This is a genomic window from Peribacillus sp. FSL M8-0224, from assembly GCF_038003055.1.
GTDB lineage: Bacteria > Bacillota > Bacilli > Bacillales > DSM-1321 > Peribacillus > Peribacillus frigoritolerans.
This window is the reverse complement of sequence record NZ_JBBOOJ010000001.1, coordinates 2,566,654-2,592,786: the sequence shown is the minus strand read 5'-3', so window position 1 is coordinate 2,592,786 and position 26,133 is coordinate 2,566,654. Positions and strand designations below refer to the sequence as shown.

Below are 26,133 nucleotides of genomic sequence, written 5' to 3'. Positions count from 1 at the left end.
ATGGTAACTGAGATATGAAAAATTCATGCCGTAATCTCAAGTTCTTACCATTCAAAAAGTTTGGTTGAAAGAACAATAATCATACTTAGATTTGCGAATGGTTATTTACTCACAATTTAGATTAAACGCCATCTATTCTTCTTTTATCTTTATGGCTTGTGATCTGTTATGCAGGACGGAGTCAATTCAATTCTAAGGAGTGAGATATATGTATAGAAGAAATAATACGGAAGAAATCATTCCTGAAGAAACAAAGGTGTGGGAATGTACATCAGAAGATTGCAAAGGTTGGATTCGCGATAACTTTACAAGTAATGATGAACACGTTTGTCCGTTATGTAGCAGCGAGATGAAACCCGGCACCAGAATGCTTCAAGCAATTAACAATCCAAGAAACTATTAAGGCTATAAAAAAAGCTGAAGGGGATTCCCTTCAGCTTTTTTTATCTTTCTGCCAATTGGATGAAGCAAAAAGCAGATGAATGATTAGTGGATATCTTTTTTCTTGAATCGACCGCCTCGGACTTCCGCGATATCCCCTACAGCAAGAAATGCAGATGGATCGAAACTTTTGACTATCTCTTTAAGTTTAGCTTCCTCAAGCCTGTTTATTACACAAAAGATGACTTTTTTATCATCACCGGAATATGCACCTTCACCAGCTAAAAAGGTTACGCCCCGTCCAAGGCGATTCATTATGGCATCACCAATATCATTAAATTCATCACTGATAATCCAGACAAATTTGGATTCGTCCAAACCTGCGATGACGATATCCATCGTTTTATATGCCACGAAGTAAGCTATGATCGAATACATGGCACGATCCCACGAGAATACGAAGCCCGCACTGCCAAGGATGAATAAATTAAAAAACATGACGATCTCCCCAACGGAAAAAGGGAGCTTCTTGCTAGCGAGTATAGCAAGTATTTCTGTACCATCCAAAGAGCCGCCATATCGAATGACCATTCCAACACCAATGCCAAGAATCATTCCGCCGAAAGCGGACGCTAGGAGGATATCTTGAGTGAAAGCTGGTACATGATGAAGCAATGTAGTGGTTATGGAAAGGATTAAAATTCCATAAAGGGTAGATAATGCGAAGGTTTTGCCGATTTGTTTATAACCGATAAAAAAGAAAGGAAGATTCAAAATGAAAAGAAAGATTCCGAGCTTCCATCCAGTGATGTAAGATAACATAATCGATATACCCGTTATGCCCCCGTCGATTACGTTATTCGGCACTAAAAAAATCTCGAGGCCGACAGCCATCAAAACCGCACCGATTGTAATTAATAGACCTCTCTGTAAAATTTGTCTCAGTGTTAATTTTTTATGCTGGGTCTTCTTTTGCATAATTTCTGTTGTACTTGCACCTGCCAGGTCTGACATAATCATGCCACCCACTCCTTCTCTCTATATAGGTTCTATTTAATTATAAACCTATAGGTATAATTAAATAAAGAAATTAACATTCTGGTTCATATATTCCTGAATAATTATTGGTATCATTGATAACGTCCTGTAATGAAGAAACAGGGTTGTTAATGCTTGTCATTACCATGTATTCTTATTCTACTCCATACAAAACAATAGTATTTCTAATTTTATTGAATTTATGAAAGAAACCTGCATTTTCTTGAGATATGGGGTGCACGGAAAGAATCGATGTGTAAATATATAGGAATAAGGAAATAAAAAACCTTTGAGGTACTATGAATTTCCTTTACAATATAGGAGAATAGAACGTTTGAGGTGATCAGTAAAAAAATGGAACAATCAATTGTAGCATCAAATCCTGTTCTCTTTATGATTGCAGTACTTTTGATAATAATGGCTTGTTATACGGCGTTGGATTTACTGACAACATTACTGACGATAAAGAGATATAAACGCCTTGTGTATATAGGGAGCAGCTGCTCTATGGGAGTGGCGATTTGGACGCTTAATTTTGTTGTTATTTTCACCCTCGATAATTCAGGAATGGCAGCATACAACTTTTCTACAATAATTTTTTCGTTAGCATTAGCGATCGCTCTCGCAGGGGTTGGGTTATTGGCCATTTCGTATAAAACACAAGTCCTGCAAATCGTTTTTTGCGGTTTCATGTTTACGATGGCCATATTATCCAATTATATAATGGGAACATCTTCATTAAACCACTCTTTGCACTTTAACCCATTATCGGTCTTCAGTACGCTTTTCAGCATCTTTATTTTATTTGTAGCAGCACTTGCCATATTATTTCATTTTAATAAATTAAGTCAATCTTCGCTAAAACCAGTCAGTACTCTTTTGATGAGTGGTGCAATCATTGAAGGCTATTATCTTTTTGTAAGGGTGTTGCCGATGAACGCGAAAAATGAAGCGGGTGAATTTGTTCCACTCACTCCATTTATGCTTTATCTTACATGCTTCGTTTCATTATTCATCCTTGCCAGCTTGATAGCTTCAAGTACGATCGTGGGCCGGCGGTTAGCAAAAAGTGATAATACTGTAAGCGATATCCGTTATGCTTTAGATCAATCGGCGATCGTCGCCATCACGGATGCAAATGGGATCATTACATATGTTAACGAAAAATTCCTGGAAATATCTCAATATGAAAAACATGAACTAATAGGAAAAAATCATTCCATAATCAATTCTGGTCATCATCCGAAAGAATTTTTCACTGACTTATGGCTAACGATCAGCCAAGGGAAAACATGGCATGGTGAAATATGCAATCGGGCAAAAGATGGTAATGTATATTGGGTGGATACAACTATCGTTCCTTTTATGAAAAAGGGTAAACCATATCAATATATTTCCATCCGTTCGGATATTTCCAGTCGTAAAAAAGCAGAAAGTGCTTTAAAGGAGTCAATTAAAGAACTGGAAGATATGCATTATGCAATCAACCAATCCTTGATTGTGGCGATTACCGATGATAAAGGAGTCATTATCGAAGTGAATGAAAAGTTCTCGGAGGTTTCTGGTTATGGGAGAGGTGAATTGATAGGCCAGACCCATAAGATCGTTAATTCTGGATACCACTCAAAGGAATTCTTTGAAAAAATGTGGATGACCGTCCGTGAACGCAAAGTTTGGAAAGGTGAAATTAGAAACAAGGCGAAAGATGGCAGTTTTTATTGGGTCGACACAACAATTGTTCCATTTTTCAGCGAAGAAGGTAAACCATTTCAGTATTTAACCATTAGATATGACATAACCGAGCGTAAACAATCGGAAGAGATGCTCCATCGGCAGGATAAATTAGCCGCTGTCGGTCAGCTTGCTGCTGGAGTGGCACATGAAATACGCAATCCGTTGACCTCCATGAAAGGGTATACGGAATTTTTGCAATTGGATGAAACGGACGAAAATAAACAAGAATATCTGGAAATAATCATGGACGAAATCAATCGTGTGAATGAGATAGTTGAAGAGTTCCTACAATTGGCCAAACCACAGGCCTTGATTTTGGAGATGAAGAATCTTGTGCCAATCATTCAAAATGTTGTATCTTTGACGGAGTTTGAAGCCAGGAAGAAGAACATCACGCTGATTTCGGATTGTAATGACGAAGAGATCTTCGTTCGTTGTGATGAGAATCGATTAAAACAAGTCTTATTGAACTTCATTAAAAATGGTATGGAAGCTATGCCTGACGGTGGGTTCATAAAAGTCATGACTGAAATTAAAGAGGATAAAGTGCAAATATCCATTACCGACACAGGAATTGGGATTCCGCCAGAGCAGCTTAAGAGACTGGGAGAACCATTTTTCACAACGAAAAAATCTGGTAATGGGTTAGGTTTAATGATCAGCTTTAAAATCATAGAAAGCCATTTCGGAAATGTCTTTGTCGAGAGCGAGGTCAATAAAGGTACAGTCTTTAATATTGTGCTCCCTATTTAGCCTAATAGGAAGCTATGAAAAAAATAACAACTTTGTATAAGATGTCTGCATGGGGGAACTGGATTTGGAAAAACAAAAGCAAGTCAATATCATTAGCTTGAAAGTTTTTTACCTTTTTTCATTTTTTGCAGTAGGAAGTTTAACACCGCTATTAAGCGTTTATTTAGCCAATGAGGCAGGTTTGTCAGGTATTGAAATCGGTACGATCATGTCTGTTGGACCGATAGTGATGATCGTTTTTCAACCTTTTTGGGGAATTGTCTGTGATTGGAGCGGGAGACCGGCAAAAATACTGGCAATGACATCGTTGCTTGCTGGTGTACTCGGTTTAGGTTACTTGCTGTTCGATCATTATTTACTTATAGTATCCGTTGCTGTCGCTTTGGCTATTTTTCAAAGTGCGATAATACCTGTTTCAGATAGCATCACCCTTCAATATACAACGAAGATCAAATCGAATTATGGGAAAATCCGTTTATTCGGATCACTTGGTTACGGTGTGGCCGTTTTTGTAATGGGAAAATTATCTGAATCCTTCATGGGTCCTTCCGTGATATTTTATGCTTTTTTCTTCGGTCTTTTGATCTCGGCTAGTCTGGCTCTTCGTTTGCCCGAAGAGCCGCCTGGGGAAAAGGTGAAGCTTTTCGGCGGAATGAAAGAATTGATCACCATGAAACGATTCCTTATCTTTCTAGCTATAACGTTCTTGCTTTTTGGTCCTAATCTTGCAAATAATGTATACTACGGTTTGTTTGTAGAGGCAAGGGGAGGGACATATACAGGAATTGGCATTGCCTTCCTTTTAGCTGTATTATCGGAAATCCCCTTTATGAGAATCGCAGGTACCTGGATTCATAAGATAGGCCTGCTGCCAATTACCTTATTGGCTGGAACGGCCTCATTGGTCCGCTGGGTTTTGTACTTCACCGAACCGAGTTTGGCTACCGTATATGTGTCTTCGATCATTCAAGGGTTTTCACTTGGCTTATTCATTCCCGCAGCTTTACAATATATCAGGGAAGTTGTCCCTGTACGTATTACAGTAACGGCAATAACGCTTTATTCCGCCATAGGCAATGGATTGGGTAACTGGTTCAGTACCTTCAGCGGCGGAATAATCTTGGATAAATCAGGAATATATGCGGTCTATTTATTTTATGGTTTACTCACGCTGATCGGAATGCTGCTTACAATATGGCTCATGAGTTATGAAAAAAAATTAAAAGTTATGGGGAAACCCATAGGTATAATAGAAAAATGATGGAAAATAAAGCGAGGGACCTCTTTGCCTATCATGGTGAAGAGGTCTTTCTCTATTCTATTTACAAATTTGAGAGAAAGCAGGCTAAATGATCAAGCAGAATAGGATTCATTAAAATCCCTCAGTAGACAAACTCGCTGATAATGGATTTGTCTACAATATTTTAAGGGTTTGTATAATTTACACGTTGATTGGAATGAAAGGCACTCGCTTTCCGTGGCACTTTCGCCTGCCAGGTCTCCCTTGGACACGCTTTTCCCTCAGAAGTCTCGAACCACCGCCCCAATCAACTTTGTTTAAAATTTAGAAAGAACCCTTTTTGTAATCCCTTTCCGCGGTAAGTTAATAAAAGATATGCTTTTATGTAATAGGAATTTTAACCAAAACAATCAGTTTTTTATTTTTGGAAATAATATGATTTAATGGAAGATAGAGAATGAATGGAAGGGTGAGTGTTTTTGAGCAAACCAAAAGTGTTGGTTATTACCATCGCATCAGCTTTTATCGGCCTGTTTTTTTTATTTTGTCTTGGATGGGCGATTACGGACCATTATGGAAAGGGAACTTCCGATAAGGAAGTGATTGAAGAAACCACCATTAAAAAAAATGATTTTCCCGATGATTTTACGGTAGTTGCGATAGGCGATTCATTGACCCGCGGCACAGGTGATGAAACAGGGAAAGGCTACGTTGGACTTGTTATTGAAGATTTAAAGAGTGAATACAATAGAAAACCAATCATTCATAACCTCGGAATTAATGGACAAGTGTCTAAAGAATTGGTACAGCAAGTGAGACAACCGGAAGTGAAGCGCCAAATCCAGGCTGCTGATGTTATTTTAGTTACAATCGGGGGTAACGATTTATTTCAAAAAGGCAAGACCCTGCTTGAATATGATCGCGAAGCTATTACTGTATCACAAAAGAGTTTCTTGGGAAATTTACATGAAATTTTTAAGGATATCAATAAAGTCAATGATACAGCTACCATTTTGTTGCTTGGGCTGTATAATCCGTTTATAGATTTGGATGAAGACTTTGATACGAACCGAATCGTACGGGATTGGAATAATGAAACGGCGGAAGTCGTGGCTCTTTATGAAAATGCAATTTTCGTTCCAACTTTTGATTTATTTCAATTGTCGGTAAATGAGTATTTGTATTCAGATAAATTTCACCCCAATAAGAAGGGATATCGTTTAATTGCTGATAGAGTTGCTCCTTTAATAAAATGGGAGGATGTGGAACGATGAAACAGGTGACATTGTCTGTCAGGGACTTGAAAAAAAGGATTGGCAAAAGGGAAATTATTAAAGGAATTGATTTTGAGCTGAATGAAGGGGAAGTTTTCGGCTTTTTAGGACCGAATGGAGCAGGCAAGACGACGACGATCCGCATGTTGGTCGGTTTGATTAAGCCAACCTCGGGTTCCATCCATATATGCGGGTATGATGTTCGTCAGCACTTTACGAAGGCTATGAAGCAAATGGGCTGCATCGTCGAAAATCCAGAGTTATATCCATTTTTGAGCGGGTGGGATAATTTGCTCCACTTTGCAAGAATGTTACCTGATGTTGATGAAACAAGAATGGACGAGGTTGTTGAACTCGTCGGTTTGCAAACGAGAATTCACGATAAAGTGAAGACCTATTCGTTAGGAATGAGGCAGCGTTTAGGAATCGCGCAGGCCATGCTGAACAGCCCTAAACTATTGATTTTGGATGAACCGACTAACGGGCTAGATCCTGCCGGAATCCGTGAAATGCGGCAATTCATCAGAAAGTTGGCTGAAGAAGAAGGTATGAGCGTTCTGGTTTCCTCACACTTATTAGGTGAAATCCAGCAACTTTGTGACCGGGTCGCAATCATAAAAGGTGGGGAAATTATTAAAACGGATACAGTGGAGAGCTTATTATCCACGCAGGAGCGGATATTTTGGCGGGTGGAACCTATTCAAAAGGGCGCGGAAATACTTAGCAGCTTCACCGAAATTACCTTAGATCAAAAATATATCATTACAGCCTATGATGAACTTAAGACACCTGAATGGAATGCTGCTCTTAACCAAGCTGGCGTGAGGGTGCATGAAATGAATCGAAAGCTCCCGGGATTGGAAGAATTGTTTTTGCAAGTTACGGGGGGAGGTGCGGGCATTGAATAACTTGGTCCAAAATGAAATGATGAAGTTGCTGGCAAAGAAACGGTTAATCATAATCGGTCTCATCGTTGGAATTTTAGTCCTGATGTTTACATATGCCCAATACAAACAAGTGGAAGAGCAGCGGGAGAAGTTGGGAACGGATGATTGGCGTGCAGCTCTTCAGCAGCAAATCATTGATACTCAAAATCGATTGGGCTCCAATAGGATGCTCGATGAGTGGCGTGAACAGCTGCAAGTTAGTCTGAAGCAGCAGCAATATTATCTCGATCATGATATCAATCCCTCAGAACCAGGCGCAGCCACTTTTACACGCATGTTTTTGGAAAATGCAATCGATTTGTTCATTCCGCTGTTAATCATGATTGTGGCTAGTGATATGGTTTCTTCCGAAAATAGTCAAGGGACAATCAAGCTTTTGCTGACACGGCCAGTGGAGCGCTGGAAAATCTTATTGAGCAAATATGTAACATTATTATTATCGGTTTCGATTATCGTGGCGGTGACAGCCTTATTGTCTTACCTATTATCGGGTATCGTTTTCGGATATCAAGGTTGGGGTGCCCCTGTAATAACCGGATTTGAATTGAAGGGTGCTGACGTGGATGTCAGTCAAGTAAGGCTAGTTGAACAATGGAAATTCCTATTGATGGATTTGGGACTTGTCTGGCTGGTGGCGGTTGTGGTAGGGACCCTTTCTTTCATGCTTTCGGTACTGGTGAGAAGCACCCCTGCAGGCATGGGCATCATGCTGGCTGCATTGATTTCCGGAGCTATATTGAACAATATGGTTTCATCATGGGAATCAGCGAAATATTTCTTTATGGTGAATTTGAAATTGACCGCTTATATTAGCGGAACGGCTCCGCCAATAGAAGGGATGACTTTATTATCCTCCGTCATTACTCTGCTCGTTTGGTGGGCGCTTGCTTTAATTGTATCTTTTACAGTATTTACCCGGAGGGATGTATACTGAGAAACAGCCTATAGAAATTATAAGTTGTTTCAGTTTGTTGACATAATTGGTTCGGAAGTGTCGCTTTTAAAACAAGACCTGATTATCCACATGAAATTCTACTTTATATGAACTGAAACCCTCAATGGATGGGGGGAATTTACGACACTCCAGCCGAATAACTGGCTAGCCGAGACCCCACAGACGCTAGCGTCGAGGACGCTTGGCAGACAGTCGGCGGAAAGGGAGGATTTTTGAAGTCAACTGCAATTTTATAAATAAAAACTGCAGGCAAACTCGCTTTCGAGTTGGTCAATCTATTGGTGTTCGGAATGGTCGTGATTTTATCAACGGAATGATTACATTGATTTTAAAACAAGACCTGATTATCCACATGAAATTTTACTTTATATGAACTGAAACCCTCAATGGATGGAAGAAATTTGCGACACTCCAGCCGAATAACTGGCTAGCCGAGACCCCACAGACGCTAGCGTCGAGGAGGCTTGGCAGACAGTCGGCGGAAAGGGAGCGGATTTCTGTAATCAACTCCATCTTTTCAAAAAAATTGTAGGCTCGCTTTCGAATTTGCCTGCAGTCTGAACAGCCTATATAAATTATAGGTTGTTTTTTATTTTCTCGTACAGGGTATCCTTTAAAAAACAGTATGTTCAAAATGGGAGGATTATAAATGGATGATAATCATTTGAATGAAAAATTCATGCCAATGACTTCAATTTCCAGTGGAGATGTACAGATAATAAATGAGGATATATATTGTCTGTCCGTCCAAATCGTTAATGTAATTTTTGTAGGGTCACCAAAAGATGATAAATGGGTATTGATTGATGCAGGGATGCCGCGTTCAGCAGAGGCAATAAAGAATACTGCTGAAGAAATATACGGACCGCAAAAACCACCTGCTGCAATTATTTTGACACATGGACATTTCGATCACGTTGGTGCACTGATTGAGTTAATGGAGTACTGGGAGGCTCCTGTTTATGCCCACATTAAAGAAATGCCTTATTTAACGGGACAGGAAAATTATCCCGAACCGGATCCAACTGTTGAAGGGGGGATGGTCGCCAAAATCTCATCGATATTTCCGAATGAGGGAATCAACCTTGATGAAAAAGTTCAGCCATTGCCTGATGATCATAGTGTTCCCGGGCTTCGTGATTGGAGATGGGTTCACACCCCAGGCCATTCGAAAGGACATATTTCACTTTTCCGTGAAAGTGACCGAAGTTTGATTGTTGGAGATGCTTTTGTGAATGTCAGGCAAGATTTCCTATACAAGGTTATCACTCAGGAGAAAGAAATAGCAGGACCGCCGCGGTATTTAACAACCGATTGGGGGGCAGCCAAAGAATCGGTACGTCTATTGGAAAGTCTGAAGCCCGCTGTTGCCATAACGGGGCACGGGTATCCTGTTGAAGGGAAGGAACTGGAAATGGGTTTAGCGAAGCTTGCAAAGGAATTCGATTCATTAGCTAAACCGGATCATGGGAAATATGTGGAATGAAGGGTGACCGTATTTAATGAATAATTTCTCTACAGAAGTCAAAAATAAACAAGCAACTTATGAAAAATGGAGGGATTTCCGTGACTAATTTAAGAGATATCATGACAACAGACGTTGACTGTTGCACTGCGGAAGATAATATATATGAAGCAGCAGTCAAAATGAAGAATGATGATGTTGGTGTCATTCCTGTATTGGAGAATAACCATCTAATCGGTGTCATTACAGACAGGGATATCGTCATTCGCTGTGTTGCCGAGAAAAAGCCGAACTCGACTAGAATTACCGATGTCATTTCCACTAATCTTGTAACAGGTACGCCTGATATGTCAGTGGAGGAAGCTGAGGAGTTAATGGCTACCGAACAAATCAGAAGGCTCCCTATCATTGAGAATGAAAAGCTGGTCGGTGTCGTTGCATTAGGTGATCTTGCTGTACACCAACAGACAAATTCAATGGCGGGAGATGCTTTAAGTTCAATTTCCGAAGACAGAGATCAAATTCAGCACTAAAAACCAAAACTCTGTTAGCTATTGCTAACAGAGTTTTGGTTTTTAAAGATACTTATTGAACCAGCCCTTGATTTCCTCAACATGTTGCAGGCGCATTTTTGGAGATCCGCTTCGCGATACCTCATGAGTTTCATTTGGGAATGAAACAAGTACGGCTTCTTTATTTTGCCGTTTTAAAGCGACAAAAAATTGCTCGCTCTGTTCAATGGGACAGCGGAAGTCCTTTTCTCCGTGAAGTAAAAGTAAAGGGGTATCCACATTGGAAACATATTTTAATGGAGAGTGCTGCCATAGTTTTTCAGCAGAGTTAATGATATCGCCGCCAACTTCCCACTCTGTAAAATAATAGCCAATGTCGCTGACCCCATAAAAACTTAGCCAGTTACTGATACAACGCTGAGACACAGCCGCCTTAAAGCGGTTGGTATGTCCGATGATCCAATTTACCATGAATCCTCCATAACTTCCTCCGGATACCCCTAAATCTTCATCGTCTATAAAATCATACGTAGCTAGAACGTGATCGACTCCAGCCATTAAGTCCTTATAATCCATGCCTCCATAGTCGCCACGGCAGGCGTTTACGAAGTCTTGGCCATATCCTACACTCCCGCGCGGGTTAGTGAACAATACAGTATACCCTTCATTAGCCAAGGTCTGGAATTCATGAACATAGGTATTAGCATACATCATATGCGGTCCGCCGTGGATTTCTAAAATGAGCGGATATTTTTGACTACCATTAAAACCGTTCGGTCTCATGATCCAGCCGTGAATGGTAAGCCCATCGACTGATGGAAAAGTAATGGGTTCAGCCATGGACAAATGTTTATCCTTCAAAAAAACCTCATTAACAAAACTGATTTGTTCCTTATCACCATTGGTAAGGTTATATGCAAAGAGATCGCCAGGATGAACAGGTGTACTGATGGCCACGACAGCACGGTGGCTTTCGGGGTCTATAGTCAGGCCGTATATATGCTGCGGGTCAAGGATTGATGGATACATAGCTCCTTCAATGGAACCATAATATACTCCGGTATTTCCATAATCACTTATTAAAAAGTAAAAACCTTGACTATCGTTTGTCCACAAAATACCTGGGTCGACGGCTCCGATTTGGAAATCCCCTATTGCGGAATCTCCAATTTGCACGTCCCATCCGTCGGTCAAACACTGAGTCGTTTGGTCCATGATGGAATATAACCAGATATTTGAAAAGGTGGCACCGGCAAATTCTTTATTATGGCCAATGAAAGATAGATATTCGCCATTTGGAGACCATTTAGGATCTCTAAAGAAACCTGTACTATCCGTAATTTTCTCTAAAGATTTCGTATCAAGATCCATGATGAAAATATCTGAAAAAAGTTCATCATCACTTCTTTCTGCATCCCCGCTTATGAATGCAATACGCTGTCCGTCTGGAGACCACGCATTCGGAAGATGATCAATATTGTTTTCCGTCAGCAATGTGAATTCTCCCTTAAAAATGTCCGCTATTACAAGCTGCTGATACAACTGATCAAAATAGCCTCTCCCATCCCATTTATACTTGATCCGGTCATACCTATTAACTTCTTTGGATAGATCATTTTCCTTGACCGTATTAAGGTTTTCGCCTTCCTTTAACCCGGTAGAAAGCAGTAACTTGGTGGAACAAGGGGACCAAATAGGCTTTGATGCGCCGTTAACGAAATGGGTGAGCTGGCGAGCTTCGCCGCCAATGCTCCCGATAATGTGGACTTGTTTTTTTCCTGATCTATCTGATATAAAGGCGATATGCTTGCCGTCGGGGGACCAGGCTGGTGATGTATCACGATTATCCCCAAACGTCCATTGCTTTGTTTCATTCGTAATCAGGCTGAACATAAACAGATTGGAAATGTATTTTTCCGTTTTTTCATCTATTCTGGTTTGGACATAAACCGCCATGCTGCCATCCGGTGATAGCTTTGGATCGGTTACTGATTTCAAGTGAAATAAGTCTCTTGCTGTTATACCTATTTTGTTCATCCTTTTCACCCTTTCATTTCTCATAGTTATGTATTTCGCTAAAGAGAAATAAAATCCTTTAGTAAATGGTAAACGCGTCATGTTTATTTATCAAGGACGAAAGAAATGAAAATAATCCGCCCTTTTTATCAGGACGGATTATCTGGCTATATAGGCAAAAAACTTATAATCACTTATGCATATGTCGTGTATGCGGACGGTGCGGCGGTATTTGGAAATTATGTTCTTCCATCATTTTATAATGTTTTTCAAAATGTGAAACCATTTTATCGGCTTCTTCTTTCGAAAGCGCACCATACTCAACATATTTTTCGATTAATATCTTTTTGTCAGCGAGTATTTGTTTTTGGATCTTAGCGATTTCCGATTTTTGAGCATCAGTGAATTGTACACTTTCATTCTTTGCTTTATTTTCCTGTGCAGCCGGATGATTAAGGTTGACTAAGAATAGGGAACAAGCTGTTAAACAGATGACAAAAAACTTTTTCATGGATGAACGACTCCTTCTTTTTAATGATATTTTCTGCCTAATTGAAGAACTGTAGAACCTTTAAAAACCTGAAAGTCTCTTCCTAATGGTGAATGATTATCAATATGGAAGATTCCTTATTTCTTTATTATCATTTACAGCATTTACAGTTTTATGTAAAAAATAAGGGGAAGGTTTGTTAGAGAAAGATCTGGGTATTTTAAATGTAAGTTGAAATTTTGTTGAAACTTCTTATTAATAAAAAGTCCTTTAAAAGGGAAGAAAGGGGGATTATCATGTTTTGGACGATTATTGGTGTAATAATATTATTATGGGTTCTTGGTTTAGTCTTTAAAGTGGCTGCAGGCTTTATACATATCTTGCTTATCATCGCGGTCATTCTCATTTTGGTTAAGGTTTTTAAGGGAAGGAATCGAATGTAGATGTGTATTGAATGACTGACCTGGAAAAGCTTTTAAATACCAATGTAAAAGGCGGCCTGGTGAACAGGCCGCCTTTTAATTCAGTAAACTGTCAATCATAAGGAAGTGGATGGCCTAACAGCCTCTTATGAATCCATATCGCTGACTGGGTGCCATCTCCCATGGAAATGGTGACTTGTTCGGAATGGGCAACGAGGTCGCCGCCTGCCCAGACTCCTTTAATATTCGTTTCTTTAGTCCGGGGATGAACCACGACATGATTGTTTTCATTGACTTGCACACCTAATTGTAAGGCTAGGTCATTATTAAGTTTGTTCCCTTTAAACGCCGTGAATGCCTTTTCAGCTCTGATAAGTTTACCAGATACTAATTCTATGCCCGTTAACTCCTGATTGGCATCGACATGAACCTCACAAACTTCCTCTTCAATAACGGGAATGTGATTTGCCGTTAACTTATCTCTATACTCATCATCAATTTTAGATTTCAAATGGTTTACGTAAATGATATCTTTTGACCAATATAATAGAGTAAGCGCCATGCCTGCACCCGTATTTCCGCCACCAAGAACAACGGTTTTCTTATCCATGATCTCATACCCATCACAGTCAGGGCATATATATGTGGATGTCCCAAGAGTTGAATAGATGTTTTTGATTGGAGGAATGTTATCGGTAATGCCAGTACCCAGAAAAATCATTTTTGCTTGATATTCCCTGTCATTTTTAGTTTTGATAAAAAACTTGTCCTGCTTTTTTTCTAGAGATGTCACTGTATCATCCGTGAATTCGACACCGAATTTTTCAGCGTGCTGCCTGCCAAGCGTCCTTAATTGTTTCCCGCTTACACCGTCTGGCCACCCAAGAATGTTATGGTATGCCTTGGCAATGGAAGAGCGGCCTTGAGCAGAATCAATGACGATAATATCATGTTTATATCTTCCTAGCTGGATGGCTGCCTGAATCCCGGCTATACCTCCACCAATAATAATGCAATCTGCTTGTTTCATGAATTCACCGCCCATAAATTTGGAATAAACCTAGTGTTATTCTATCTGTAAAAAATATACCACTAGTCGCTAGAGCTTAAACAAAAAAAAGGAGGAAGTCCGCTTCTGGCAGATCTTCCTCCCTTATCTTTAGCCTATATCATTGATTCTGTATTGGTTCGAGCCATTCTTGTGCCCAATTTTGAATTTCGTTCATAACCGGTGCAAGGGCCTTGCCTTTTTCAGTTAAAGAATATTCAATCCTGACCGGTGTCTCTGGATATACGTCCCTTTTAACAATACCTTCAATTTCCAAGTCCTTTAAACGTTCAGAAAGAATCCTGCCGCTTATCGGGAATGCAGATTCAATATTACAAAACCGTTGAGGGCCATTAAGTAATTGATTGACAATCAATCCAGTCCAGCGTTTACTCAAGATTTGCATTCCTTTTTCAAATCGTGGACAAAGTGTCGTATTATTCATCATATCACCTCATTATTAATATATTATAATGCATTTACCTCATATGTAACAACTTTACCGAAAATTATTTAGTTACTAGAGATGTTATGGTATAAGAAATTCACGAGCTTACTTTAAGTATTATGAAAAGGTTTCCGCCTCGGATTTGCCACATTTAAAAAAAAGTGCGCTTTTAAAAAATGTGTTGTTTAGAGATACCATGAAAAATATGTTATTTTAATATGGAAGTCAAAGTTTTGCAAATGGAAGGATCCGTGGGAAAGATGAGTGAGTTACTGCAAGAGGCCGTATCCTTTATCAGGACAAGTTATCCGGAATTATTGAAAACGGAAGAGGACATAAATGGCAGGATCGAACAAATTAAAAAGGAAATAAATGAAACAGGCAGATATGAACATACATATGAAGAATTGGTTTATGGTGCTAAATTAGCTTGGCGGAATAGCAATCGTTGCATTGGGCGCTTTTTTTGGGAATCACTAAGGGTGATTGATAAAAGGATGATTCAAAGCGAAGAACAAATGGTATCGGCCCTCTTCGAACATATCGAATATGCTACGAATAATGGGAATATCAGACCTGTGATTACAATTTTCAAACAGAAAGATCATGATCGAAAAGTGGATATTTGGAATCATCAGCTTATTCGTTATGCAGGATATGAGACGGAACATGGTGTAATCGGCGATTCAAGTTCAATCGAATTCACCAAGCGATGTATGGCATTAGGGTGGGAAGGGAAATTCGGACCTTTCGATATTTTACCCCTTGTAGTCCAAGTGGACGGAAAAACCCCTAGTTTTCATGATATACCTGAAAGCCTCGTTAAAGAGGTTCAAATCACCCACCCTGAACTGACATGGTTCGAAGATCTTCAACTAAAATGGTATGCAGTTCCAATCATATCTGGCATGAGGCTGGAAATTGGCGGTATTACTTATTCAGCTGCACCATTTAATGGGTGGTACATGGGAACGGAAATCGGTGCGAGGAATCTTGCTGATGAAGAACGCTACAATATGCTGCCGGCAATCGGTGAGAGGATGGGCCTGGATGTTAAACGTGATTCGAGTTTATGGAAAGATCGAGCCCTTATCGAACTGAATGAAGCAGTCCTTCATTCGTATAAAAAACACGGAGTCAGCATTGTTGATCACCATACAGCAGCTAAGCAATTCAAGAAATTCGAAGAAAAAGAAGCCTCTTATGACCGAAAAGTAACGGGGGATTGGACCTGGTTAATTCCACCGGTGTCACCAGCCACAACTCATGTTTTTCATCAGCCATATAACAATGAAATAATGAAACCTAATTTCTTTTATCAAATTCCTCCATATAAATAAAGGTTTACATGAACTGGCGGCGGGTATATATATAGCAAGCCAAAAAAATAAGGGGGAAGGTAATGATGGCATTAGGAAGAAACGTGGTATTACTAGGAGTCGGAGTTGCCGGAGTCTCATTTTTATCGAATAAAACGAACAGAGGAAAAGTGAAGGATATGTGGTCCAATGCAAAAGCAAAAACGGTAGGCTTTTGGAAAAGGACGGCTTCAGAGCTGGATCCTGTAATTGAAAAGGCAGGTCACCCTGATCCATATGATCATGATGACAATAAAATGGTGGATGAAGGCGCCATGTACGGTGTTCACTATTATAATAATGCAAAGCATGGATAAAGTAATCAGAATCGCTTGGGAGTACCCAAGCGTCAGACTGCAGACAAACTTGTTCAGTTTGTCTGCAGTTTTTTAATTAAAAGGTTGTTTTGATTTCAGAAATCCGCTCCTTTTCCGCCGACTGTCTGCCAAGCCGCATCAAAGCAAGCGCATGTGGTGTCTCGGCTACCCAGTAATTCGGCAGGAGTGTCGCAAATTTCTTCAATCTGAATGAGGGTTTCCTCCATATAAAAAGTAAAAAAACATGAAGGATAACCAGGTATTCTTTAAAATCATGGTTCAGGATGAGACCATTCCGACCCATGATTTTAAAACAAAGTTGATTGGAACGTAAGGAACGAGACTCCTGCGGGAAAAGCGCGTCAAAGGGAGACCCCGCAGGCTGCGCCAAGGAGGCTCCCGGATCGCCCGCGGAAAGCAAGTGCCTGGAGTGGAAATCAACTTCTGAAAATTGTAACCATCTACTAACTGTCGCTTGGGGCTACCCAAGCGTTTTTATAGTGGTATTTTATTTATCAATCGATAAAAGTCAGATAATTACGAATTCTAGACAAGGGTTCAAGGTATTAAATTCTTTATTGTGCTTTAAATGAATAAGGATTAAGATAAAAGAATCGAAAGGAAGTGGATACGAGTGAGCAGCAGTTCTTATGATCCTGAACCCAGAAAGCAAGAGGAAGCCAATATGATGCTAGAAGTCGAGACTGTTATTCTCCCTGAGTATCTGCTCGAAGAAGGTAAATAAGGCTTTCTCTATAGAAGAGGAGGTCAAAAAATGATTGAAATCTACAAGACGGATGATAACCGTCACTTGAACAATATCGAGGAAATGACAAAAGGTTCCTGGGTGAACATTGTCGCGCCCACAGAAGCTGAAATAGATTATATATGCTCGACTTTGAAGTTACCGATCAATTTCATGAAGGATCCACTGGATGATGAGGAAAGGCCTCGTATCGAAAAAGAGGATGATAATGTTTTAATTATTGTCGACTTCCCATATTTGACCAGGGATGAAGCCGACTTACCGATTTTTGAAACGATTCCCATAGGCATGATCTTTACCAAAGACTGTTTCATTACGGTATCTCTGAAAGAAACACCGATATTGGCGAATTTCAAAAACAATAAGATCAAAGGTTTTTTCACCAATAAGAAAACGAGGTTTGCTTTACAAATATTATTCGAGATTTCATCCTATTATTTACGTTACCTGAAGCAGATTAACAAGATGACTAATGAAGCCGAACGTGAATTACATCAGTCAATGAAAAATAAAGAATTATATACTTTCCTTGCTTTGGAAAAAAGCCTGGTTTATTTTACGACATCATTGAAATCCAATCGTGTAGTCCTTGATAAGATCCTCCGTTTTAATTATTTGAAAATGTATGAAGAAGATAAAGAATTGCTTGAGGATGTAATCATCGAAAATGCTCAGGCTATCGAAATGGCAGAAGTGTATCTATCCATTCTTAGCGGTATGATGGATGCATTCGCTTCGATCATTTCCAATAATGTCAATAATGCCATGAAGTTTCTAACATCAGTGACCATTATATTAACGCTCCCGACGATGGTGGCAAGTTTTTACGGAATGAATGTGGAACTGCCATTTGAACATAATCGGTTTGCTTTCATTTTTACATTATTAATTGCCATCACTTTGGCGGGGACGACTGCATTCATTTTTTGGAAGAAAAAATATTTTTAAGATTAACCGGCTTATTAAGCCGGTTTTTATTAGGGTTTTGTGCAATTTGAACAATTCAGCGTGCAACTTGAACTGATTATTATAGATCAACTGGTGCCTGCGAACCATTTGGTTGAGGCTGCCAAGCATGTTTTGTTTTATTCCTCGAAAAAATCAGAAAATCCTTCACTGTTAATGCGATCTGAATAAGGGTTCTCATCATTTACATTCTTTGCATCCAAATTGGTTTTAATCACTAAACGGGGACTCTCTGATGCTTCTCTGATGATACGATCGTTCAACTCTTTAAAATCCGGTACATTCTTATTGCCGGGTTTGTTTGGTTCCAATATAACCACCTCCATTTTTATCTTTGCAATAAATGATGGGGTGTATTCATGAATATTCTTAGGTTTGGGAAGGATAAAGGACTGAGGAGGAGATCATGATGACCAAATGGAACGAGCAAGCATCTCGCAATAATAATTTAAGGGCAAGTGATTTAAACCCAGATGGTGCCGGTAAAGGAAAAATGGATTCAAAAACAATTGATGGAGATCAATTGAATGATCTAAAGATTCAAGAGGAAATCAGAAAGCAAAATATGTAAGAGAAGTCCTTTAAGGTAAGCAAAAAAGAATCATGCAGCGGAAAACGCTTGGCGGATAAACCAAGCGTTTTTTTCGTGTCATGGTCGGAATTTCATGGTTGATTTAGGATTCACTTTTATCAGGTACGCTTTTGCTTTTTAAATGAAGAGGGTTGAGTGAAGGATCCGGTTTCTTTTGTAGTGGTACCTTGCCCCTCTACCTGAGAAGAACCTAAACGAGTTTGTGAAGCATCTTTCTTGTTTTTCCCATTCATGTTTATCACCTCGATATTACTTTTCCTATTTCCTTTGCATCCTATACATATATTGAGGGGGATAAGGACAGGTTAGAAGGTAGAGGAGGTGTGTGTTGATGTCAAGAATCGGTGTTGAAGAATCATTAACGAATATTCAGGAAGCACTTCGTGAAAAAGGTTTTGATGTTGTTGAAATTAAACAAGAAGCTGACGCAAAAAACGTGGATTGTTGTGTGGTAACAGGTTTGGAAAGTAATGTGATGGGTATAAGCGATACTTCATTAAAAGCGTCTATCATTGAGGCAAATGGTTTAACGGCTGATGAAGTGTGCCGCGAGGTTGAAAATAAAGTGAATACCATTCAATAATTCAAAAAGTGCCTAAACCGATATAGGATTAGGCACTTTTTCTGTTTATTCAAGGTTACTGTGCTATGGAAATTTCCGCAACCAACTCCACTGCTACATTCCCTTTGATCGCCCTGGAAATCATACATGAAGTCTCGGCTTTTTCAGCAAGTCTCCCCGCTTTTTCAAACACTTTTTCAGAAGTACCCGGCACCAATATAAGTGCGGGGCGATGAATGATTTTCTTATAGGTGAATACACCATTCGTAACATCCACTAACGCTTCCGATTGCATGGTCAAGCTCACCTTTTCTATATGGGCCCGCTCTAACATGGCAGCATAGGTAATGATATAGCAGGTCGATGCCGCTCCAAGCAGCATTTCATCGGGATTAGTTCCAATCCCTGGTCCTTCCATTTCCGTAGGAATGCTTATCTGTGTTTGAAGATTCCCTGAATGAATCGTGCCGCTATCATTTCTGCCGCCAGGCCACTCCGCAGTTAAATGAAAGTGATGTATCGTCATTTTTTTAACCTCCTTACTATTCTATAGTGTAAACGACAAAACAGGTTAAGTATCCGATTTTGCTCAATCAGTCAAATAATCCAGCAATCGGCTGAGTTTTTAATCCGACAGAAAGATGAAGAAATGCCGAACCGGTCGATAATCCACCGCTGTGCGAAGCTAATGTATGAATCGATCAAATAAATTACCGACCTGCCGAATTACGTTTCCAGTAGGCTCAATTTCTGCTAGCTGACAGAAGCATACTTATTAAATATAAGATACATGTTGATAAAACAAAAGGCAGAGGCATTAGGCTATTTTAAGCACAATATTGGATAGGCTTTTCTATAATGATATAGACGGTTTTATATAAATAATACTTCATTAAGGAAGGGCTGAAAAGTTGACTACATTGAGTAATATGTTCGATTTGACTAATAAAACGGCTATCATTACCGGCGGCGGCAGAGGACTGGGCAAACAGATCGCCATGGCGTTGGGAGAGGCTGGCGCAAATATAGTCATTGCTTCACGAAATTTACCTGTTTGTAAGGAGGTATGTGAAGACTTGCAATCGATGGGTGTTAATGCCGTTGCCTTTGAATGTGATATCACCGATGTGAGTGCCATTGACCATGTCGTTCAGGAAACGGTTGCTCAATTCGGCACGATTGATATTCTTGTCAATAATAGCGGTACATCTTGGTCAGGTCCGCTTTTGGATCTTCCCAAGGACAAGTGGGAAAAAGTATTGAATGTTAACGTTACAGGTACATTCCTGTTTTCACAGGCTGTAGCGAAGGTCATGAAGCAGCAAAATTCCGGAAAAATCATAAATATTGCATCGGTGACAGGACTTGGCGGGACGTTTCCAGAGCTTTTGGATACGATAGCTTATAACACCAGTAAGGGTGCCATCATTACAATGACCAAGGATTTAGGAGTTAAACTTGCTAGATACGGTATCCAAGTCAATGCAATTGCACCTGGATTTTTCCCGACTAAAATCACAAAGAAAATTCTGGAAAAGTCTAACTATGACATATTAGGTAAAACTCCGGCTGGCAGGTTTGGCGATGAAGATGATTTAAAGGGTGCCGCCGTATTTTTAGCCTCACAGGCTTCTGACTATATGGTGGGTCATATTTTGATCATTGACGGTGGAATATCGGCATTAGTGTAAACGGAGGAGAAAGGAAGGAAGAAATATATGGCGGAAAAATCCAATTTTTATAAAGGGCTTAAATTACTAGGCACACAAAAAGAGCAACAGCTGAATAGTAAAATTCAAAATCTGCTGAATAATCGCGAGTTAATCGAAAGAGTGAGCGATAATGCGCAAATGCAGGTGCCAAGAATAAATAGTCTGCAGGAAGCATCAGAAAGAATGTCCATCATCATGAATTATCCAACAAAAAAAGATGTGGCGAGTTTAGCGAAATTAGTCATCCAACTCGAAGAAAAAATTGATGGGTTGGAAGAATTGGTCTCTATACTTGTTGAGAATAGGGGCGGGAATGTCGGGGGTAATTCTTCAATTCGCAATAAAGGCAATGCCAATTCATCCCGCAGCATCAAAAAGAAATCAAGATTGGCATCCAATGAAATGGAAGGGAGTAAAAAAAGGATATCTGATTTTATAAATAACTCCTTATTGTTAAGCTCACAGTTGCCTGAGTTCAATTCAGTTGGACAGGAGAATTCAAATGGCTAAGCGGAAAGTGCCGAAAAATCAATCTGATTCCAAAACTAAATGGCAACATTTATTGGATATTCCCAATCAGCCAATGCCTGAAATGGGACTGACTCCGAAAATAGCGGTATGGAAAAAAAACAAATCAACGCTTTGGTTTTATCCCTCAGCACAAAAAAAATATGAGGTACCGGTTTTTCTTATATATTCACTAATCAATTCTCCTTTGATCCTTGATTTATCACCAGGGAATAGTTTAATAGAATCTTTTGTAAATGAAGGTTTTGATGTGTATTTGCTTGATTTTGGAAGCCCGGGATTTGAAGATGGTGACATATCGATCGAAGATTATATCGTCGATTATATTCAAAAAGGAGTACAGCGTGCATTACGCCACTCTGGAGCATCGGAAATTACAGTCATGGGGTTTTGCCTCGGCGGTACAATAGCCGCAATATATGCTGCCATTGCAGACGAGCCGATCAAGAATTTGATACTTTCCGTGACCCCGGTGGATTTCAGTGCCTCGGAATTTTTTGATCAATGGCAGGAGGCGCTTAAAGAAGGGACAGCGGATTTTGACGAGACAATAGATATTTATCAAACGATACCGGCCAGTGCAGTTAAATATGGAATCCGGTTAATTACATCGCCCGTCTATATATCACCTTATTTATCTTTATTGAATCAAGCGGATGATGAGAAATACGTTCAAAACTGGCGCCGCTTCAATGCTTGGGCTAATGGGCATGTACCATTATCCGGAGCAGCTGCAAAACAAATAACCAAGGATTTATTGATAAAAAATAGCTTGGTTAATGGTAGCTTTAAGGTAAGGGGAAAAAAAGCGAAGCTATCGAAAATTGATGCTAGTGTTTTGGTCATAGCAAGTAAGTATGATCGACTGGTCCCACAGGAAATGATTTATCCGGTAATGGAGCATTTAACATGTAAGGATAAGACATATAGCCTATTGAAAAGTGGACATGCTGCTAAACAATATTCCGGTGTACTCCCATATTATTTGAAGGAATGGCTGCCAGGGCGTTCTTCACCCATTCAATAAGAGGGGGATGTGAAATATACGTGTTGAACCTCAGTGAGGATATCAAAATCATGCCGGTTGTTGAGTATATAGGCTTTGCGTCATTGATATTTTCAAAATTTTTTGCAACATTTCCGGATTACTAAAGCGAAATAAAATAAAAGGGCTGGCTCGTTATGTAGAGCCAGCCCCTATTATATCATTGATAATATTTCACTCTTTCTTCAAGTGGTGAGAAGTCTTTATCGCCAGGTTCTGCAGTGGGTTTTCCAAAGGGCATCTGTGCGATGAGTTTCCAATCTTGTGATATATCCCATGTCTTTCTCACTTCGTCATCGATTAAAGGATTATAATGCTGAAGGCTTGCACCAAACCCCTCAATTTCCAAGGAAGTCCATACGACAAATTGTAAAATGGCAGAAGATTGGTTCGACCAAATCGGAAAATTTTCGGCATACGTTTTGTATTGTTCTTGGAGCCTATTTATTATGGCCTGGTCTTCAAAGAATAAAACCGTTCCATAACCATTTATAAATGACCTCATTTTTTCTTCCGTTTTTTTTAAACCTTTGCCATCGGCTGCTATTCTTAATGTTTCTTTCGTGATATCCCATAATTGGTCATGGCTTTGACCAGTTAAAACAATCACTCTGGCACTTTGGGAGTTGAAAGCGGAAGGGGAGTATTGAACGGCATGATCGATAACTTCTTTAATCCTTTTATCAGGAACAACATGTTCCTTGCTAAGGGAATAATAAGAGCGTCTATCTTCAATTGCGCTAAAAAAATCTTTAACCATATATCACACCTCCATTCTTATACCGATTTATTTTGGCCTGATTTTTTTATTTTATGATAAGTGAATCCGGTTGAAATTATTTGAATGAAAATGGTTGACAATTTTATCCCTGTCGTTTATCTTTAAATCAAGATATTTGCATTAAAAGTATTATGTTAGGTTAAATACCTTGAATTCGAGATATTATTAGTGGATTAATTCATCTCCGTAAGGGGAGATTTATAAAGATAGGAGTGGTACAGATGGAATTAAAAGGATTACATCATGTTTCGGCGATTACAGCAAAAGCGGGAAATAACTTTGAATTCTACACAAAAGTCTTAGGGATGCGATTAATCAAAAAAACGGTGAATCAAGATGATGTTCGTGTGTATCACTTATTTTATGGAGATCAAATTGGTTCACCGGGTACGGAATTGACGTTTTTTGAAATTCCAAATGCTGCCCGCACTCATGAGGGAAACAATAGCATTTCAGAAATTTCTTTAAGGGTGAAGGATGATGAAGCGCTAGAATATTGGAAAAAACGGTTTGTGGAATTCAATGTTGAACACGATGAAATATCGAGCCGTTTTGAAAGAAAGGTACTTTCTTTTAAAGATCCTGAAGGGCAGAGGCTTCTTCTGGTTTCCGATCAGGATAATAACGGCGTTCAAGGAGGATTTCCGTGGGATGGAAGCCCAGTACCGCAAGAGTTTTCCATCCTTGGATTAGGACCAGTAAAACTTACAGTACCCAATATTGAACAAACAGAAAGTGTTCTTATCGAGGTATTGGGGTTCAGGAAATCAGGCACATACCCATCCGCAATCAGGGGGCAAAATCCCATAGTCGTTTACGAGACAGGTGAAGGAGGAACAGGAGCGGAACTCCATATTGAAGAAAGGAATGACATACCTCGGGAAAGGCTGGGGAGGGGTGGAGTACACCATGTTGCCTTCCGGGTGGATGATGAAGAAGAATTGAGAAAATGGGTAGAAAAAATTAGTGAATCGAAATTCGTGAACTCGGGATATGTGGACCGCTTTTATTTCCGTTCACTCTATTTTAGGGAGCCGAATGGCATATTATTTGAACTAGCTACTGATGGACCTGGTTTTGAAGTGGATGAAGCTGAGCAGCATCTAGGTGAGAACCTTGCCCTGCCACCTTTTTTGGAATCGAAAAGAAAGGATATTGAATCGAATTTAAAACCACTTAATACAAAATCAACTAATTAAACAACGGGAAAGGAAGTAATCGGCATGCAAAAGCAAAATGCAGGGATACATCATATAACCGCAATTGTAGGCAATCCTCAAGAGAATGTGGATTTTTATGCTGGAGTAATGGGAATGCGTATGGTGAAGAAAACCGTTAATTTTGATGATCCAGGCACCTATCATTTATATTTCGGAGATGAATCCGGTTCACCGGGCACAATCATCACTTTCTTTCCTTGGCCTGAGGCATACCGAGGGACAATTGGCTCCGGACAAGTGGGGATTACAACATATGCCGTTCCGGAGGGTTCAATGGGCTTCTGGGAAAAGCGTTTGGGTAAATTTAATATAGACTTTGAAAAGGTTTCACGTTTCGGTGAGGAATATCTTGAATTCCAAGACCCACATGGTTTGCAACTTGAACTGGTTGAGCGTAAAGAAGGTAAAAATAGCGAGTGGTCATTCGGCGGTGTACCAGCTGATAAGGCGGTCAAGGGATTCGGCGGAGCTGTATTATTGACGTCAAAACCGATCAAAACGATGGAGCTATTAGAGGAAGTGATGGGCCTGCAGAAGATTGGGGAAGAGGGCGATTTCATCCGCTTCAAATCCACATCTGATATCGGGAATTTAATCGATGTTAAAAAAACGGTTTTACCAAACGGTAAAATCGGAGTGGGAACTGTCCATCACATTGCATGGCGTGCAAGCGATAATGAAGATCATAAAGAATGGAGGGAGCATATCGGTAACCATGGCTATGGTGTGACACCCTTTACAGACCGACAATACTTCGATGCGATTTATTTCAGGGAAGATGGAGGCATACTCTTTGAAGTTGCCACAGATCCACCTGGCTTTGCTCATGATGAAACGAAGGAAACGATGGGCAGTAAATTAATGCTGCCGCCATGGTTGGAAGAAAAACGGGAAGTTATGGAAAAAACGTTACTGCCGGCAGTGCCGAGAGTACTAGAGGAGGATAAATGATGAAACATATTTTTCAAAAAGGAAGTAATCCAGAAGCTCCGTTACTACTGCTGTTACATGGCACTGGAGGAACGGAAACAGATCTCTTGCCATTATCCGAAATGGTTTCACCGGGTTCATCCGTACTGAGCGTACGGGGAAATGTACTTGAAAATGGAATGCCCCGTTATTTCCGACGGTTAGCTGAAGGGGTTTTTGATGAAGAGGATTTGATCTTCCGGACGAAGGAGCTTTATGACTTCTTGGAATCAGCGTCCGGAAAATATGACTTCGACCGTGACAGAGTGGTGGCATTAGGTTATTCCAATGGTGCAAATATAGCGGCAAGTTTGCTGTTCCATTACGAGGGGGCATTACAAGGAGCGATTCTTCATCATCCAATGGTTCCAAGACGAGGGATCGCTTTGCCGTCCCTTTCAGATATACCTGTATTTATAGCTGCAGGTAAAAACGATCCGATTTGCCCGGCAGAAGAAACTGATGAACTTAATCAACTTTTACAGCAAGCTGGCGCTACAGTTGAAGTTCAGTGGGAAAATTACGGTCATCAGTTGACACGTTCAGAGGTTGATGCAGCAGGTTTATGGTTTCAAAAGAACTTTTTATAAGAAT

At 39.9% G+C, this 26,133-nt stretch carries 29 protein-coding genes; 20 read left to right on the top strand and 9 right to left on the bottom strand.

Features of this window, described 5'->3' with window-relative positions:
- The first annotated feature begins 208 nt into the window (after positions 1-208).
- A complete protein-coding gene (locus MKX49_RS12400; protein ID WP_034307294.1) occupies positions 209-403 on the top strand; it encodes a cold-shock protein in 195 nt (64 codons plus the stop codon).
- Positions 404-486: 83 nt separating this feature from the next.
- Here MKX49_RS12400 and MKX49_RS12395 read toward each other — a convergent pair whose 3' ends face one another.
- On the bottom strand, positions 487-1,401 hold the full coding sequence (locus MKX49_RS12395; RefSeq protein ID WP_226990376.1) for a YitT family protein: 915 nt from the start codon (positions 1,399-1,401) through the stop codon (positions 487-489).
- 372 nt (positions 1,402-1,773) lie between these two features.
- On the opposite strand from MKX49_RS12395, the gene MKX49_RS12390 reads away from it, so the two are divergent.
- The 7 genes from MKX49_RS12390 (at position 1,774) to MKX49_RS12360 (ending at position 10,320) form a co-directional block, all read left to right on the top strand.
- Positions 1,774-3,906, top strand: a complete 2,133-nt coding sequence (locus MKX49_RS12390) for a PAS domain S-box protein (RefSeq protein ID WP_340876615.1) — start codon at positions 1,774-1,776, stop codon at positions 3,904-3,906.
- 64 nt (positions 3,907-3,970) lie between these two features.
- Positions 3,971-5,167: an MFS transporter gene (locus tag MKX49_RS12385; RefSeq protein ID WP_323597299.1), complete on the top strand. Its 1,197-nt coding sequence runs from the start codon at positions 3,971-3,973 to the stop codon at positions 5,165-5,167.
- A gap of 458 nt (positions 5,168-5,625) precedes the next feature.
- The gene (locus MKX49_RS12380) at positions 5,626-6,420 is read left to right on the top strand and encodes an SGNH/GDSL hydrolase family protein (protein WP_340876614.1); all 795 of its coding nucleotides are present in this window, start codon (positions 5,626-5,628) and stop codon (positions 6,418-6,420) included.
- Entirely contained in the window at positions 6,417-7,328 is a 912-nt protein-coding gene (locus MKX49_RS12375) for an ABC transporter ATP-binding protein (RefSeq protein ID WP_340876613.1), read from the top strand. Before MKX49_RS12380 ends, MKX49_RS12375 begins: the two co-directional genes overlap by 4 nt.
- The gene (locus MKX49_RS12370) at positions 7,321-8,301 is read left to right on the top strand and encodes an ABC transporter permease (protein WP_034307282.1); all 981 of its coding nucleotides are present in this window, start codon (positions 7,321-7,323) and stop codon (positions 8,299-8,301) included. The genes MKX49_RS12375 and MKX49_RS12370 overlap by 8 nt, the downstream gene beginning before the upstream one ends.
- Before the next feature lie 670 nt (positions 8,302-8,971).
- Complete coding sequence (locus MKX49_RS12365; protein ID WP_340876612.1) at positions 8,972-9,808, top strand: MBL fold metallo-hydrolase; 837 nt, start codon at positions 8,972-8,974, stop codon at positions 9,806-9,808.
- A gap of 80 nt (positions 9,809-9,888) precedes the next feature.
- The gene (locus MKX49_RS12360) at positions 9,889-10,320 is read left to right on the top strand and encodes a CBS domain-containing protein (RefSeq protein ID WP_105718815.1); all 432 of its coding nucleotides are present in this window, start codon (positions 9,889-9,891) and stop codon (positions 10,318-10,320) included.
- 42 nt (positions 10,321-10,362) lie between these two features.
- Here MKX49_RS12360 and MKX49_RS12355 read toward each other — a convergent pair whose 3' ends face one another.
- Together MKX49_RS12355 and MKX49_RS12350 are read right to left on the bottom strand one after the other, a co-directional pair.
- Positions 10,363-12,336: a S9 family peptidase gene (locus MKX49_RS12355; RefSeq protein ID WP_340876611.1), complete on the bottom strand. Its 1,974-nt coding sequence runs from the start codon at positions 12,334-12,336 to the stop codon at positions 10,363-10,365.
- 169 nt (positions 12,337-12,505) lie between these two features.
- A complete protein-coding gene (locus tag MKX49_RS12350; protein ID WP_340876610.1) occupies positions 12,506-12,826 on the bottom strand; it encodes a YckD family protein in 321 nt (106 codons plus the stop codon).
- A 275-nt stretch (positions 12,827-13,101) separates the two neighbouring features.
- Here MKX49_RS12350 and MKX49_RS12345 point away from each other — a divergent pair, with 275 nt between their 5' ends.
- Complete coding sequence (locus tag MKX49_RS12345; RefSeq protein ID WP_105718814.1) at positions 13,102-13,248, top strand: lmo0937 family membrane protein; 147 nt, start codon at positions 13,102-13,104, stop codon at positions 13,246-13,248.
- A 91-nt stretch (positions 13,249-13,339) separates the two neighbouring features.
- Here MKX49_RS12345 and MKX49_RS12340 read toward each other — a convergent pair whose 3' ends face one another.
- A complete protein-coding gene (locus MKX49_RS12340) occupies positions 13,340-14,257 on the bottom strand; it encodes an NAD(P)/FAD-dependent oxidoreductase (RefSeq protein WP_340876609.1) in 918 nt (305 codons plus the stop codon).
- 139 nt (positions 14,258-14,396) lie between these two features.
- Positions 14,397-14,720, bottom strand: coding sequence for a winged helix-turn-helix transcriptional regulator (locus tag MKX49_RS12335; protein WP_048678030.1), 324 nt, complete (start codon positions 14,718-14,720; stop codon positions 14,397-14,399).
- 263 nt (positions 14,721-14,983) lie between these two features.
- Between MKX49_RS12335 and MKX49_RS12330 the strand changes: the two genes are divergently transcribed.
- The 3 genes from MKX49_RS12330 to MKX49_RS12320 all read left to right on the top strand — a co-directional run bounded on the left by MKX49_RS12330 (position 14,984) and on the right by MKX49_RS12320 (position 18,112).
- Entirely contained in the window at positions 14,984-16,063 is a 1,080-nt protein-coding gene (locus MKX49_RS12330; RefSeq protein WP_048678034.1) for a nitric oxide synthase oxygenase, read from the top strand.
- Positions 16,064-16,125: 62 nt separating this feature from the next.
- Positions 16,126-16,398, top strand: a complete 273-nt coding sequence (locus MKX49_RS12325) for a hypothetical protein (protein WP_340876608.1) — start codon at positions 16,126-16,128, stop codon at positions 16,396-16,398.
- 775 nt (positions 16,399-17,173) lie between these two features.
- Positions 17,174-18,112: a magnesium transporter CorA family protein gene (locus MKX49_RS12320; RefSeq protein ID WP_034307265.1), complete on the top strand. Its 939-nt coding sequence runs from the start codon at positions 17,174-17,176 to the stop codon at positions 18,110-18,112.
- A gap of 137 nt (positions 18,113-18,249) precedes the next feature.
- Here the strand turns inward: MKX49_RS12320 and MKX49_RS12315 are convergent, their stop codons facing one another.
- On the bottom strand, positions 18,250-18,441 hold the full coding sequence (locus MKX49_RS12315) for a hypothetical protein (protein WP_063590933.1): 192 nt from the start codon (positions 18,439-18,441) through the stop codon (positions 18,250-18,252).
- A gap of 95 nt (positions 18,442-18,536) precedes the next feature.
- Here MKX49_RS12315 and MKX49_RS12310 point away from each other — a divergent pair, with 95 nt between their 5' ends.
- Positions 18,537-18,701, top strand: a complete 165-nt coding sequence (locus MKX49_RS12310) for a hypothetical protein (protein ID WP_161784844.1) — start codon at positions 18,537-18,539, stop codon at positions 18,699-18,701.
- A gap of 119 nt (positions 18,702-18,820) precedes the next feature.
- Here MKX49_RS12310 and MKX49_RS12305 read toward each other — a convergent pair whose 3' ends face one another.
- The gene (locus MKX49_RS12305; protein ID WP_323597273.1) at positions 18,821-18,955 is read right to left on the bottom strand and encodes a YuzL family protein; all 135 of its coding nucleotides are present in this window, start codon (positions 18,953-18,955) and stop codon (positions 18,821-18,823) included.
- Between the two features lie 98 nt (positions 18,956-19,053).
- Between MKX49_RS12305 and MKX49_RS12300 the strand changes: the two genes are divergently transcribed.
- Positions 19,054-19,305: a YkuS family protein gene (locus MKX49_RS12300; RefSeq protein ID WP_034307261.1), complete on the top strand. Its 252-nt coding sequence runs from the start codon at positions 19,054-19,056 to the stop codon at positions 19,303-19,305.
- Positions 19,306-19,360: 55 nt separating this feature from the next.
- Here MKX49_RS12300 and MKX49_RS12295 read toward each other — a convergent pair whose 3' ends face one another.
- A complete protein-coding gene (locus tag MKX49_RS12295; RefSeq protein WP_340876607.1) occupies positions 19,361-19,810 on the bottom strand; it encodes an OsmC family protein in 450 nt (149 codons plus the stop codon).
- Positions 19,811-20,213: 403 nt separating this feature from the next.
- Here MKX49_RS12295 and MKX49_RS12290 point away from each other — a divergent pair, with 403 nt between their 5' ends.
- From MKX49_RS12290 to MKX49_RS12280, 3 genes are read left to right on the top strand one after another with little or no spacing between them, the layout of a single operon-like run.
- Positions 20,214-20,975, top strand: a complete 762-nt coding sequence (locus MKX49_RS12290; protein WP_048679861.1) for an SDR family oxidoreductase — start codon at positions 20,214-20,216, stop codon at positions 20,973-20,975.
- Positions 20,976-21,002: 27 nt separating this feature from the next.
- Entirely contained in the window at positions 21,003-21,506 is a 504-nt protein-coding gene (locus tag MKX49_RS12285) for a hypothetical protein (protein ID WP_063593760.1), read from the top strand.
- Positions 21,499-22,551: an alpha/beta fold hydrolase gene (locus tag MKX49_RS12280; protein WP_340876606.1), complete on the top strand. Its 1,053-nt coding sequence runs from the start codon at positions 21,499-21,501 to the stop codon at positions 22,549-22,551. The genes MKX49_RS12285 and MKX49_RS12280 overlap by 8 nt, the downstream gene beginning before the upstream one ends.
- Positions 22,552-22,729: 178 nt before the next feature.
- On the opposite strand, the gene MKX49_RS12275 is transcribed toward MKX49_RS12280, so the two are convergent.
- Positions 22,730-23,329: a nitroreductase family protein gene (locus MKX49_RS12275; protein ID WP_340876605.1), complete on the bottom strand. Its 600-nt coding sequence runs from the start codon at positions 23,327-23,329 to the stop codon at positions 22,730-22,732.
- Positions 23,330-23,571: 242 nt separating this feature from the next.
- Here MKX49_RS12275 and MKX49_RS12270 point away from each other — a divergent pair, with 242 nt between their 5' ends.
- From MKX49_RS12270 to MKX49_RS12260, 3 genes are read left to right on the top strand one after another with little or no spacing between them, the layout of a single operon-like run.
- Positions 23,572-24,549 carry a ring-cleaving dioxygenase gene (locus MKX49_RS12270; protein ID WP_063593758.1) on the top strand — a complete coding sequence of 326 codons (978 nt, stop codon included), beginning with the start codon at positions 23,572-23,574 and terminating at the stop codon, positions 24,547-24,549.
- A gap of 24 nt (positions 24,550-24,573) precedes the next feature.
- The gene (locus MKX49_RS12265) at positions 24,574-25,521 is read left to right on the top strand and encodes a ring-cleaving dioxygenase (protein WP_340876604.1); all 948 of its coding nucleotides are present in this window, start codon (positions 24,574-24,576) and stop codon (positions 25,519-25,521) included.
- Positions 25,521-26,129 carry an alpha/beta hydrolase gene (locus MKX49_RS12260; RefSeq protein WP_048679844.1) on the top strand — a complete coding sequence of 203 codons (609 nt, stop codon included), beginning with the start codon at positions 25,521-25,523 and terminating at the stop codon, positions 26,127-26,129. Before MKX49_RS12265 ends, MKX49_RS12260 begins: the two co-directional genes overlap by 1 nt.
- Positions 26,130-26,133 lie beyond the last annotated feature (4 nt).

What these genes read in the sequence shown, in the direction of transcription:
- MKX49_RS12400 (WP_034307294.1), top strand. Translation starts at nt 209, where the DNA reads ATGTATAGAAGAAATAATACGGAAGAAATCATTCCTGAAGAAACAAAG.
- MKX49_RS12395 (WP_226990376.1), bottom strand. Translation starts at nt 1,401, where the DNA reads ATGATTATGTCAGACCTGGCAGGTGCAAGTACAACAGAAATTATGCAA.
- MKX49_RS12390 (WP_340876615.1), top strand. Translation starts at nt 1,774, where the DNA reads ATGGAACAATCAATTGTAGCATCAAATCCTGTTCTCTTTATGATTGCA.
- MKX49_RS12375 (WP_340876613.1), top strand. Translation starts at nt 6,417, where the DNA reads ATGAAACAGGTGACATTGTCTGTCAGGGACTTGAAAAAAAGGATTGGC.
- MKX49_RS12365 (WP_340876612.1), top strand. Translation starts at nt 8,972, where the DNA reads ATGGATGATAATCATTTGAATGAAAAATTCATGCCAATGACTTCAATT.
- MKX49_RS12355 (WP_340876611.1), bottom strand. Translation starts at nt 12,336, where the DNA reads ATGAACAAAATAGGTATAACAGCAAGAGACTTATTTCACTTGAAATCA.
- MKX49_RS12350 (WP_340876610.1), bottom strand. Translation starts at nt 12,826, where the DNA reads ATGAAAAAGTTTTTTGTCATCTGTTTAACAGCTTGTTCCCTATTCTTA.
- MKX49_RS12345 (WP_105718814.1), top strand. Translation starts at nt 13,102, where the DNA reads ATGTTTTGGACGATTATTGGTGTAATAATATTATTATGGGTTCTTGGT.
- MKX49_RS12340 (WP_340876609.1), bottom strand. Translation starts at nt 14,257, where the DNA reads ATGAAACAAGCAGATTGCATTATTATTGGTGGAGGTATAGCCGGGATT.
- MKX49_RS12335 (WP_048678030.1), bottom strand. Translation starts at nt 14,720, where the DNA reads ATGAATAATACGACACTTTGTCCACGATTTGAAAAAGGAATGCAAATC.
- MKX49_RS12330 (WP_048678034.1), top strand. Translation starts at nt 14,984, where the DNA reads ATGAGTGAGTTACTGCAAGAGGCCGTATCCTTTATCAGGACAAGTTAT.
- MKX49_RS12325 (WP_340876608.1), top strand. Translation starts at nt 16,126, where the DNA reads ATGATGGCATTAGGAAGAAACGTGGTATTACTAGGAGTCGGAGTTGCC.
- MKX49_RS12320 (WP_034307265.1), top strand. Translation starts at nt 17,174, where the DNA reads ATGATTGAAATCTACAAGACGGATGATAACCGTCACTTGAACAATATC.
- MKX49_RS12310 (WP_161784844.1), top strand. Translation starts at nt 18,537, where the DNA reads ATGATGACCAAATGGAACGAGCAAGCATCTCGCAATAATAATTTAAGG.
- MKX49_RS12305 (WP_323597273.1), bottom strand. Translation starts at nt 18,955, where the DNA reads ATGAATGGGAAAAACAAGAAAGATGCTTCACAAACTCGTTTAGGTTCT.
- MKX49_RS12300 (WP_034307261.1), top strand. Translation starts at nt 19,054, where the DNA reads ATGTCAAGAATCGGTGTTGAAGAATCATTAACGAATATTCAGGAAGCA.
- MKX49_RS12295 (WP_340876607.1), bottom strand. Translation starts at nt 19,810, where the DNA reads ATGACGATACATCACTTTCATTTAACTGCGGAGTGGCCTGGCGGCAGA.
- MKX49_RS12290 (WP_048679861.1), top strand. Translation starts at nt 20,214, where the DNA reads ATGTTCGATTTGACTAATAAAACGGCTATCATTACCGGCGGCGGCAGA.
- MKX49_RS12285 (WP_063593760.1), top strand. Translation starts at nt 21,003, where the DNA reads ATGGCGGAAAAATCCAATTTTTATAAAGGGCTTAAATTACTAGGCACA.
- MKX49_RS12280 (WP_340876606.1), top strand. Translation starts at nt 21,499, where the DNA reads ATGGCTAAGCGGAAAGTGCCGAAAAATCAATCTGATTCCAAAACTAAA.
- MKX49_RS12275 (WP_340876605.1), bottom strand. Translation starts at nt 23,329, where the DNA reads ATGGTTAAAGATTTTTTTAGCGCAATTGAAGATAGACGCTCTTATTAT.
- MKX49_RS12270 (WP_063593758.1), top strand. Translation starts at nt 23,572, where the DNA reads ATGGAATTAAAAGGATTACATCATGTTTCGGCGATTACAGCAAAAGCG.
- MKX49_RS12265 (WP_340876604.1), top strand. Translation starts at nt 24,574, where the DNA reads ATGCAAAAGCAAAATGCAGGGATACATCATATAACCGCAATTGTAGGC.
- MKX49_RS12260 (WP_048679844.1), top strand. Translation starts at nt 25,521, where the DNA reads ATGAAACATATTTTTCAAAAAGGAAGTAATCCAGAAGCTCCGTTACTA.